Annotated in this window: 8 protein-coding genes and 1 other RNA gene; 3 read left to right on the top strand and 6 right to left on the bottom strand. The window is 44.8% G+C overall.

What is annotated here, in order from left to right:
* Positions 1-82: 82 nt before the first annotated feature.
* Positions 83-479: a transfer-messenger RNA gene (gene ssrA, locus HXT34_RS01400) on the top strand.
* A gap of 64 nt (positions 480-543) precedes the next feature.
* Here the strand turns inward: ssrA and HXT34_RS01395 are convergent.
* From HXT34_RS01395 to miaA, 4 genes are all read right to left on the bottom strand, one after another.
* Entirely contained in the window at positions 544-1,467 is a 924-nt protein-coding gene (locus tag HXT34_RS01395; protein ID WP_421785124.1) for a hypothetical protein, read from the bottom strand.
* Between the two features lie 393 nt (positions 1,468-1,860).
* The gene (locus HXT34_RS01390) at positions 1,861-2,334 is read right to left on the bottom strand and encodes a Fic family protein (protein WP_288231226.1); all 474 of its coding nucleotides are present in this window, start codon (positions 2,332-2,334) and stop codon (positions 1,861-1,863) included.
* Complete coding sequence (locus HXT34_RS01385) at positions 2,331-2,843, bottom strand: Panacea domain-containing protein (protein ID WP_421785122.1); 513 nt, start codon at positions 2,841-2,843, stop codon at positions 2,331-2,333. Before HXT34_RS01385 ends, HXT34_RS01390 begins: the two co-directional genes overlap by 4 nt.
* Positions 2,844-3,029: 186 nt before the next feature.
* Positions 3,030-4,043 (bottom strand): tRNA (adenosine(37)-N6)-dimethylallyltransferase MiaA, encoded by a 1,014-nt coding sequence (gene miaA / locus HXT34_RS01380; protein WP_421785120.1) that lies wholly within the window; start codon positions 4,041-4,043, stop codon positions 3,030-3,032.
* A gap of 142 nt (positions 4,044-4,185) precedes the next feature.
* Between miaA and HXT34_RS01375 the strand changes: the two genes are divergently transcribed.
* Positions 4,186-5,007: a GTP pyrophosphokinase gene (locus HXT34_RS01375; RefSeq protein ID WP_415683764.1), complete on the top strand. Its 822-nt coding sequence runs from the start codon at positions 4,186-4,188 to the stop codon at positions 5,005-5,007.
* Positions 5,008-5,213: 206 nt separating this feature from the next.
* Entirely contained in the window at positions 5,214-5,960 is a 747-nt protein-coding gene (locus HXT34_RS01370) for a Bax inhibitor-1/YccA family protein (RefSeq protein ID WP_391495932.1), read from the top strand.
* A gap of 921 nt (positions 5,961-6,881) precedes the next feature.
* On the opposite strand, the gene tuf is transcribed toward HXT34_RS01370, so the two are convergent.
* Together tuf and fusA are read right to left on the bottom strand one after the other, a co-directional pair.
* A complete protein-coding gene (gene tuf, locus HXT34_RS01365; RefSeq protein ID WP_004118785.1) occupies positions 6,882-8,081 on the bottom strand; it encodes an elongation factor Tu in 1,200 nt (399 codons plus the stop codon).
* Between the two features lie 168 nt (positions 8,082-8,249).
* The gene (gene fusA, locus HXT34_RS01360; protein WP_119526223.1) at positions 8,250-10,379 is read right to left on the bottom strand and encodes an elongation factor G; all 2,130 of its coding nucleotides are present in this window, start codon (positions 10,377-10,379) and stop codon (positions 8,250-8,252) included.
* Positions 10,380-10,411: the final 32 nt, after the last annotated feature.

Raw genomic sequence — 10,411 nt, 5'->3', positions numbered from 1 at the left:
CGCAATATATGATATAATGTGAAAACGTGTGTTTTAGCGCAACAAATGTGCTTTAACGCAGTGAATATTTGAAAATTCAAAAGGGGTCGATCGGCTTCGACGGCGATCTGTTCGCCGCGGGGAAGCGTGCCGAGAACGCGAAAGTCCACTCGTAAACGTCCTTTCGCAAAAGAATAAGTGCTAAATCTAATCGCACTGAGTTCGCTCTCGCTGCCTGAGCTTCGCGCCAGGATTAACCAGTGAGCAGCTGCTCCGTTCACCCACTCACGTCTTCGGAGTAGTGCTGAACGTCATTAGAAGACTTGCTTGAATTGCCGGGCTGCAGGGCAATTCAGGGACTTTTACTGTAGATATGCTCGCCATGAATTGTCTGCGATAACATGGGGGCAGAAAAACTGCCGCACGGCCAGCAGACTACGCACGTAGAAGACCGAGGGTACGGTCACCGGACCGGGGTTCAATTCCCCGCGACTCCACAAACGCAAAAAAGGCGCTGAAAATGCAAAAATCGCAATTTTCAACGCCTTTTGTGTAAATAAAACACTAGAACAATGGCGGCTGACTTGATGCAATACTATGTTTTAAAACTCTCTTAATAGAAACATATTGAGTCGTCAACATGCCATTATTGTCAATACTTTTACGAATCAGCATAGCAACTTTATAAATATCGTTCTTTCTAAAAGACTCTTTACCATCATTTAAACGCTTAATAAAATCCCTATCTTCAACCTGAACAAACTGAGTTTTCACACCATCAGTAATACGCCATTTACCACCATCACGGAACGAAATATCTAACGCTTGCACCACCGTTTCAACGATACTCTCCTCAGTTTTGGTACTTACAGAAGAATACTGCGAGATTCCATATGCTTCTTCAGAATCTACAGTTTCTGCACAATAATCGTCGCTAAACGTTACAGAATCAACACCATCAGATGTAGCAGGTTCAACAGTTGACTTCAACGCTTTCAAATATTCTTCATTTGTTAAAAGCTCAACAGAAGCCTTGTAAGTAGTCAGTTTAGAGCCATCTGGAAACTCTAATTTTACGCACTCCAACCCAGTACGCTCATCTGTTTTATCAGGAGTTTGCTTTACTGGAGCACCCTTATGCAAAAAATGTTTAACACCTTTAACTGTTTCTAAAAATACACCCACAATAGCAGCCGCGTTAATTGCGGCATTTACTGGATTACTAGTAAACAAATCAACAATGCTATTAGCAACACTCGCAATAAGGTCAATATTAAAAGAACCCTCACGAGTAGCCTTTGCTTTCAAAGATATAACACAATTAGGAGCGGTATGAGCTTGAATCTTTTCAAACGCTTGAGATAATGCTAAAAGTGCAGGAGCAAGCTGCTTAACATCCATTTCATGAGACTGCAACGCAATGCCATCATACTTAACAGTAAAATTCGCGCTATTCTCAGGATTAAGAACCGTTACATTATTATCCATTACACACTCCTTTCATTAGATATATATTCTACTATTAGTAAAGCAAATATTTGTAGTTCGGCTTATTCGACGCGTGCCTAGTCTCTATATGATTCACACAAGAACGGGAGTGGAAAGGAAAGAGCGATAGTCCTGGATAACATCACAAGTAACGCCAAGAGCTTCAGAAAGAGTCCAAACGTCAGTCATTTGTGCTTTCTACCAGCATCTAACGCACATACGGCACTGATTACAGCACAACCAGTTATGAGCCAAGGTGAAAAATGGCACCATACTCCAGCGATAATAACGAGTGAGAACATAGCTGATACTATTGCATCTAATTTCATAATGAACCTGCAGTATAATGGACAGTGAGTCCCGGACACCTCGATTGTTCGGGACTCTATTTAATTAATTAACTTCATTCGATAATAAATGTGCGTGTGAACGTAACTGTTCAGCTAAACTCGCACGCGCAATCTTACCTTCAACAATATTCTGAATCCACTTATATAAATCATTGTCAAAAGGATTTACACTATCTTCGATATCAAGAATAATCCCATTATTGCGAAGTAAAGCTACACACGTTAATACTGTCGTACGCTTATTGGCATCAGGGAAAATATGGTCTTTAGCGAGATGCGTAGCAAAGTCAGCGATTTGGTCAAAAATATCCGTATAATTATTTCGATCAGCTGGAGATTTATCAAAAATAATCGCAAATGAAGAATACAAAACATTTTCAACGCTGCCCTGAACTTCTTGCTTAACAGTAGCAAGTCCTTGGCTTGTATCAACAATTTCTCGTTGAATAGAACAAACTATTCCTGCGAAGGCAATAATCTGTTCCTCATTCCAAACAAGAGCATCATACTGGCTCATGCGTCACCAAGGATACGCAAAGTATTCGGATACTGTTTTTTTACAGCATCTACAGCACTAATAAACGTATTTTTCTTAGCAGGATACGAAGTAACATCTGACGATTGCAAAATATTCTGTACAAGAATCGGCTTATTGTGCGACGCATCATACACATTGTGCCACGCACCGCCAGCACGATGAGCATAATTTACTAAATCAAACGCATTCATCCAAGCATATTTTTCAACAACAGTATCTACAATGCAATCAGCATACTGGCTGGTTTCGTGATTAGGCGCATTGAAAATACGATTTCGCCCAAACTGCTTAAACTCGTTATAAACACTAGGTTCTACAGGACCATATTCCCAAGCTTGAATCTCATCCGTAAATAGCGGACACTCAGGATTATTACGCAACGATTCTACTTGTGCAAAATATACTAGCTTATTCAAAGTGAGATTGGTTAATGCTAGCGTTTTTCCATATCGATCAATAAAAATTGATGCTATATCTAAAGCTTTCATATTTAATCTCCTTTCAAAAAACTTATTATGCATATACGAGTAGGATATATTTTACAGAATATCTTGTTAATATTACCACAAAAACGCAAGATAAGGCGATATTGAGCGCATTGGTACTAAAACGTTATTCTATGAAACTCTTAGAAAAATAAGGCATTGCAAAACCCAATGTTTCCAATGCTTAAATTAAGCGTCAAAAGCATCTCCGAGATGATGCTGAGTAGCGTGCTCAGTATCGTCAGAATTATCGCAATCAAACTCCCCCGCGTCCGCAGCATCAACGATTGCGAGCGCAGCTTCCGCAAGATCCGGTCGCAACGCGTCCAACCAGTGGATGCGAGCATCCCTACCAAACCAACCCATTTGCTTGCGAGCAAGTCGTCGAGTTTTTTGCGCAATATCCGCAAAAGCCTCATCCTCACTCCACACGCCATCCAAATAATCCATAATCTGCTGGTAGCCAAGAGCACGAACTGCAGTCACACCCAATCGCCCTCGAATCGCGCGCACCTCATCCACAAAACCCTGCTCACGCATAATTTGCGTACGTAAATCCACGCGCTTATCTAAATCTTCACGACGCAAATCTAAGCCAATTTGCACGCAATCAATCACATACTTATACTTCGGAAGCGTTGCGGAATAAGGCTTTCCTGTAAGCTCAATCACTTCAAGCGCGCGAATTGTACGTCGCGGATTGCGCGCATCCATATTCGCCGCAGCAACCGGATCCTTCTGCTTCAACTCATCAAACAGCGCACCTGCTCCCTCTTTGTGCTCGCGCTCCTCCAAAGCTGCACGAATAGACTCATCCGTGCCTGGAAATGTAATATCATCCACAGCAGCACGCGCATACAATCCCGATCCTCCAACTAAAATCGGCCTCACACCGCGCGATTGCAGCTCACCAATACACTTCCTGGCAAGAGTTTGAAAGCGCGCAACCGTCATAGTTTCTTCAGGATCAATAATGTCAAGCAAATGGTGAGGTACTTCCGCTTGCTCCTGCGCACTCGCCTTCGCCGTACCAATATCCATGTAACGATACATTTGATACGCGTCTGCGTTGATGATTTCCGCGCGAATCCCACGCTCAGCTAATTTTTTCGCAAGCGCAATACCAAGACTAGTTTTGCCTGAAGCTGTAGGACCAACTATTGAAATTACTTTAGGAATATTATCCTGCTTATTTTCAGACAAAATACACTCCCCGTCAAAATACTTTGCTAGATTCTGCTTGCGCGCAACTACCTAAGATATTTATATCACGCTTTACAAAGAATATTACATTTACATACGCACTCCCAGACGTTTAGCAGTTTTTATAGTATTATTAAAAGACGTGATACTTGATCGTCATAACTGCGTAAACGCAGCAGAACTCTATGCGCGTCTTCATAGCAACGAAGCAGCTAATGAAAGCAGCAACGTAAGCAGCAACGTAAGCAGCAACGTAAGCAATACAAAAAACCAACAAAATTGCTCCCAATGCGGCAAAACTAATTCGCTTATGCTTCCTGAAGACCAAATCGACGAATTTGTAAACATGATGCAAATTTACGAAGGAGCAATGTACGAAATAAGTACAAAGCTCGAGATTCTAGATAGCGAATTTCAGGTGCGGTTCTCTCACGACCCAATTCATCACATGGAACGTCGTCTTAAATCAGTGCACTCAATTTTTGAGAAGCTGCAGAGACGTCATCTAGATATTTCCACACGCTCTATACGCGATAATCTTTTCGACGTAGCTGGAATTCGCGTAATTTGCAACTACTGCGACGATGTGTATTCTGTAGCGCAATATCTTTCTAAACAAACAGACATTCAAGTATTGCAAGTTAAGGATTATATTAAGAATCCAAAACCTAATGGATACCGCAGTTTGCACGTAATTTATGCAGTTCCTGTGTTCTTGTCTTCTGGAGCACACTACACGCCAGTTGAAGTGCAATTCCGAACTATTGCGATGGATTATTGGGCTAGCTTGGAGCATGCTTTAAGGTACAAAGCCGGTTTGCCGGATGCAAAGTTGGCTGAGCACTCTCAAACTTTGCTCGATTGCGCGCATAGCTTGCAAAATATTGAAACACAAATGCAAGGTATTCATCGCGATATTAATGGTGCTCCTCAAGTTGAAGAGGCACCTAATAGTAAGGCATAATACAAATACGAAGCGCAAGCTTACGCAAGATTAGGCGCAATTTTACGCAATATTAAGCGCAAGATTACGCAATACTAAAACCAGCTTATTGTGCAAACGTACTAAATTTCGTTACATTTTTTAGCATTTTCCCAGATGCTTTAATTATAATTATGTGAGAACGTTGTCTTGACAGCGTTTTATTTCATAGCTGTTAAGGAGAAATAATGACAAACTTTACTCAAGATTATTACAAAAGCGGTGCTCCTGAGGTTATTGACACTCAGGCAACATATGCTTTTGAAGAAGCAAAAAGAGTTTCAGTAGGACGCACTTATGGCGAAATGACGCTTGGATTGATTGTTACAACTCTTGTGGCACTGTTCACTCAAAGCGGTAATTTCTGGCTTAGATTTATGTTTGCAACCCGCGGATGGGGTTGGATGATGTTGGCAATTGCTCAGGTTGTGATAGCAGTTGTTCTTGGAACGCGTTTAATGAAGATGAGTGAGACAACAGTACGAGTTTTGTTCTATGCTTATGCTGCTTTAACAGGATTTACTTTAAGCTCAGTTTTTCAAGTATTTAGCCTTGGGTCTGTGGCATTAGTATTTGCTTTAACTGCAGGGTTCTTCCTGTGCTTGACAATGCTTGCACTTACTACAAAAAAGGATTTGCTTAAAGCTGGTCCAATTTTAATGGTTGCATTACTTGTATTCGTTGTTGCGCAAATTATTATTTCGTTTATTGGGCAAGATACTGGAACAATGCGTCTTATGGCTGGAATTGGCATCGTTATTTTTGCAGGTTTAACAGCTTACGACGCTCAGCAAACTCGCGCATTACTTGCACAATATGAAAATCAGCCTGAAATGGTTAAGAAAGTATCTATTTTCTGCGCATTCCAGCTGTTCTTGGACTTCATTAATATGTTCATCTACTTGCTAGAGTTGCTTGGAGATAATAGAGATTAATAATACTAAAACTAACATACGTGTGTTAGTTGCTTAGATATTTAACCCTGCCAGATTAGTATTTGGCAGGGTTTTTCTATTATGCGCAGTGGAGTTCTGCGCGAGTGTCTTCATTTTGCTTGTTTTCAGACACTGGCGCAGTACGTAATCTGCACCAGTGTCCCAAAAACGGTGGCGCTCAAGCAGGTCGTCAGCGCACACCAGTCACAACCTAGTTTCTAAAACACAGTCATGCAAACCTGCCCCGCCTGCGTCAATAAAGACGCAGGCAGACATCGCTTGCGTTGAAAGCACACCGTGCTTTCAACCCTGAGCAAGCTCGGCGCTCCGAATTGCTTTCGCGCTAAATGACAGCGCTCAAGCAGGTCGTCAGCGCACGCAGTCAACCATCTGCACCAGTAACAAAAAACGACCAAAACTTTACAGCGGTGTAAAATTTATGCCGCCTACTCGCGCTAAAACGGCAGAAACTTTACATCCGTGTAAAGGAAAAGCCGTTTGCGCGCCTCAATCCGGCAGAAACTTTACAACCGCGCGCAGTTTATGCCGCTTCCCAGTCAAATTCCGACCAAAACTTTACAGCCGCGTAAAGAAAAAGTCGGCTACGCGCCAAAAAACGGCAGAAACTTTACAATCGCGCTGCTAGCGAATCGATACACGCGTTAAATATTTTTGCAGTCAATAGAAAATGTCGAAAACATCTTGCGATTATGTATTTTCGACAGTTCTGACTTGCGTTTTGTTTATTCCACCAAACGATTTGGTATTTTCGACAATTTAGTAAGCTGCAAAAATCGTGGAAAACGCTCGGAACGCAGCGCTCAAGCAGGTCGTCGCGTACGCGAATACAACAAAAAGACCCCACGAGTTTCCTCGCAGGGTCTTTATTAAGCCTTAGCTAATATTTTCAGTTAGAAAATACTAGGCAAGAATCTTGGTCACACGACCGGAACCAACGGTACGACCACCTTCACGAACTGCGAAGGTCAAGCCCTCTTCCATTGCGATTGCCTGGATCAACTCAACAGTGAAGGTTGCGTGATCGCCTGGCTGAACCATCTCAACGCCGTCTGGCAAGGTGATAACGCCGGTGACGTCGGTGGTGCGGAAGTAGAACTGTGGACGGTAGTTGGAGAAGAACGGCGAGTGACGGCCACCTTCGTCCTTGGTCAAGACGTAAACTTCGCCTTCGAACTTGGTGTGTGGGGTCACAGAACCTGGAGCAGCCACAACCTGACCACGCTCAACGTCGGTACGGTTGATACCACGGAGAAGAAGACCAGTGTTATCGCCAGCCTCGGCCTCATCCATCTGCTTGTGGAAGGTCTCGATGGAGGTAACGGTGGTGGTCTGAGTTGGACGCAAACCAACGATCTCAACTGGGGTGTTGATTGGGAGCTTACCACGCTCAACACGACCGGTGACAACGGTACCACGACCGGAGATGGTGAACACATCTTCGATTGGCATCAAGAATGGCTTGTCAAGATCGTGAGTTGGGGTTGGGATGTACTCGTCAACAGCCTTCATGAGCTCCTTGACGGTCTCTACCCACTTCTCGTGATCTGGAGCGTCATCATGCAAAGCACCGTAAGCAGAGGTGCGGATGACTGGGCAGTCGCGATCGAAGCCGTTTTCTTCGAGGAGGTCACGAACCTCTTCTTCGACGAGGTCGATAAGTTCTGGATCATCAACCATATCGCACTTGTTCAAAGCAACGAGGATCTTCGGGACACCGACCTGCTTAGCGAGCAAAACGTGCTCACGGGTCTGAGCCATAGGACCATCGGTAGCAGCAACCACGAGGATTGCGCCATCCATCTGAGCAGCACCGGTGATCATGTTCTTCACGTAATCAGCGTGGCCTGGAGCGTCCACGTGAGCGTAGTGACGCTCAGCGGTCTGATACTCGATGTGTGCGATGTTAATGGTAATGCCGCGTTCCTTCTCTTCTGGAGCGGCATCAATCTGATCGAAGTCATACTGAGGGTTCAGATCTGGATACTCGCCATGCAGCACCTTAGAAATAGCCGCGGTCAAGGTAGTCTTACCGTGATCAACGTGACCAATGGTACCAATGTTAACATGCGGCTTAGTACGCTCGTACTTTTCCTTTGCCATGTGTTTGTCCTCCTGGACGTCTCGTAGTTTGCCTCACACATTTGTGAGAGGTCTTTCGCTACATATTACTGGGTTTCTGGGTTAGGTGCCACTTCGGTGCCAGAACCCAGTCAACGTAGGAAATTCTAGCGTTGACCGGGGACAGAAAACACCGAAGTAGCGTGCGCTTTATTCGCCGCGCTGAGCCTTAATAATCTCGTCCGAAACGGCCTTCGGGACCTCCGCGTAAGAGTCCATCTGCATGGTGAACATTGCGCGGCCCTGAGTCTTGGAACGAAGATCGCCAATGTAGCCGAACATTTCGCTCAGCGGCACCTTGGCGTCGATAACTTTCACGCCAGTGGCATCAGTCATAGACTGGATGTTACCGCGACGAGAGTTCAAATCGCCCATGACGTCGCCCATGTACTCTTCTGGAGTACGGACTTCGACAGCCATAATTGGTTCGAGAATTACCGGATTAGCCTTAGGAGCAGCTTCCTTGAAGCACATGGAACCTGCAATCTTGAAGGCCATTTCCGAAGAATCGACATCGTGAGTCTGACCGTCGGTGACGGTTGCCTTTACACCCACAACTGGGAAGCCAGCCAAAACGCCGGATTCCATAGCTTCCTGCACGCCTGCATCGATTGAAGGAATGAATTCCTTGGTGATGTGGCCGCCGGTAACTTCGTTGACAAACTGGTAGGTTTCGCCAGATTCTGTGTCGAGAGGCTCGAAGTTCATCAAAACCTTTGCGAACTGACCAGAACCACCGGTCTGCTTCTTGTGAGTGTATTCCTGGTTCATAACAGCCTTACGAATCGTCTCACGGTAAGCAACCTGTGGCTTACCAACGTTCGCTTCGACCTTGAACTCACGACGCATACGATCAACGATAATGTCAAGCTGAAGCTCGCCCATACCGGAAATCAAAGTCTGACCAGATTCCTCATCGGTCTTAACCTGGAATGTAGGATCCTCGTCAGAAAGCTTAGCCAAAGCCAAACTCATCTTTTCCTGATCAGCCTTCGTCTTTGGCTCCACAGCAACCTCGATAACAGGATCTGGGAATGTCATGGATTCCAAAGAAATTGGGTTCTTTTCGTCGCACAAAGTATCACCAGTGCTGACGTTCTTCAAACCAACGAAGGTGTAGATGTTACCAGCTTCAGCTGAATCTACAGGATTTTCCTTATCAGCATGCATCTGGAAGATCTTACCAACGCGTTCCTTCTTGGACTTCGTGGAATCGTACACGGAATCGCCTGGCTTAACTTCGCCAGAGTAAACGCGCACGAACACGAGCTTGCCATAGAATGGATGGGTTGAAATCTTGAATACCAATGCTGCGAATGGATCTGTATTAACTGGCTTACGGTCAATTTCAACAGATTCGTCGCCTGGCTTGAAGCCCTTAATAGATGGAACATCTTCTGGGCTTGGGAGGAAGTCGACAACAGCATCCAGCATTGGCTGAACACCCTTATCCTTGAATGCAGAACCGCAAGTTACTGGGAAGGCCTTACGCTCAATGGTAAGCTTACGGATACCAGCGCGCATTTCTTCTTCAGTAAGTTCGCCAGTTTCGAGATACTTCTCAACCAGCTCATCGTCAGCTTCAGCAACCTGATCCATAAGTTCAGCACGATACTGCTCTGCACGTTCCTGCAAATCTTCAGGAATGTCAACGGTGTCATAGTGAGCACCCATATCGTCCTTAACGTCATTCCAGACGTAAGCCTTCATACGAATCAAGTCAACAACGCCGATGAAGTCGTTTTCAGCACCGATTGGAAGCTGAATAACGAGTGGAGTTGCACCGAGCTTCTCCTTGATGGTCTTGACGGAATAGTAGAAATCAGCGCCAAGCTTATCCATCTTATTGATGAAGCAGATACGTGGGACGCTATACTTATCAGCCTGACGCCACACGGTTTCAGACTGAGGCTCCACGCCTTCCTTACCATCGAAGACTGCTACAGCACCATCGAGCACGCGAAGGGAACGTTCCACCTCAGCGGTGAAGTCCACGTGGCCTGGGGTATCGATGATGTTGATCTGATAGCGGTCATCAACGTCATGAGTCTGACGCTTCCAGAAGCAGGTGGTTGCAGCAGACTGAATAGTAATACCGCGCTCCTGCTCCTGAGCCATGAAGTCCATGGTAGAAGCACCATCATGAGTTTCACCGATCTTGTAGTTCTTACCAGTGTAGTAAAGAATACGTTCGGTGGTAGTAGTCTTACCAGCATCAATGTGCGCCATGATGCCGATATTACGAACCATATTCAGGTCGTTAAGCACATCTTGTGCCATATTCTTATCCTTAGCTCTTTAAGATACCGATT

The sequence above is a fragment of the Gardnerella sp. DNF00983 genome (assembly GCF_049244265.1).
In the GTDB taxonomy this organism is placed as follows: Bacteria; Actinomycetota; Actinomycetes; order Actinomycetales; family Bifidobacteriaceae; genus Bifidobacterium; species Bifidobacterium vaginale_J.
Note: the sequence above shows the minus strand (reverse complement) of the source record. Positions and strands in the feature narration are given on the sequence as shown.

Excerpts from the sequence above, each read along its gene's own strand:
- HXT34_RS01390 (WP_288231226.1), bottom strand. The coding sequence starts at position 2,334 with ATGAGCCAGTATGATGCTCTTGTTTGGAATGAGGAACAGATTATTGCC.
- tuf (WP_004118785.1), bottom strand. The coding sequence starts at position 8,081 with ATGGCAAAGGAAAAGTACGAGCGTACTAAGCCGCATGTTAACATTGGT.
- HXT34_RS01385 (WP_421785122.1), bottom strand. The coding sequence starts at position 2,843 with ATGAAAGCTTTAGATATAGCATCAATTTTTATTGATCGATATGGAAAA.
- HXT34_RS01370 (WP_391495932.1), top strand. The coding sequence starts at position 5,214 with ATGACAAACTTTACTCAAGATTATTACAAAAGCGGTGCTCCTGAGGTT.
- fusA (WP_119526223.1), bottom strand. The coding sequence starts at position 10,379 with ATGGCACAAGATGTGCTTAACGACCTGAATATGGTTCGTAATATCGGC.
- HXT34_RS01395 (WP_421785124.1), bottom strand. The coding sequence starts at position 1,467 with ATGGATAATAATGTAACGGTTCTTAATCCTGAGAATAGCGCGAATTTT.